Origin of the sequence: Bacillus sp. NTK074B, from assembly GCF_017303375.1 — a bacterium.
In the GTDB taxonomy this organism is placed as follows: Bacteria; Bacillota; Bacilli; order Bacillales; family Bacillaceae_B; genus Rossellomorea.
Genome location: NZ_JAFKOH010000188.1, coordinates 1 through 260, shown reverse-complemented (window position 1 = coordinate 260; position 260 = coordinate 1). Strand labels below are relative to the sequence as shown.

Annotated in this window: 1 protein-coding gene; it reads right to left on the bottom strand. The window is 50.8% G+C overall.

The annotated features are described in order from the left end of the window. On the bottom strand, positions 1–240 hold a 240-nt coding region (locus JI667_RS21945; RefSeq protein ID WP_206858602.1), incomplete at its 3' end, for a hypothetical protein. Between the last annotated feature and the right edge of the window lie 20 nt (positions 241–260).

The following is a 260-nucleotide window of genomic DNA, read 5'->3' as shown; positions in this document are numbered from 1 at the left end:
GTTACGCATCTCCGGGGCACCGTTCTCAACTCGGGTTTCAAGTTCAGCCAGCCATAGTTGGCCTCGCTCCTTGTCGCCAAAAAGAACAGCGGCATTTACGAAAGTGTCTAAGAGTTCGATGCGAGTGGTGGATCGATCATCCAGCGAGAAATAATCATACAGACGGTTGTAGAAGGTGCGATCAAACGCTTCTCCACCGTCTGAGGTTGCTAGATCCTCTACTTTGCCACCGAATTTCACGTACTCTACCCCGTAGTCCA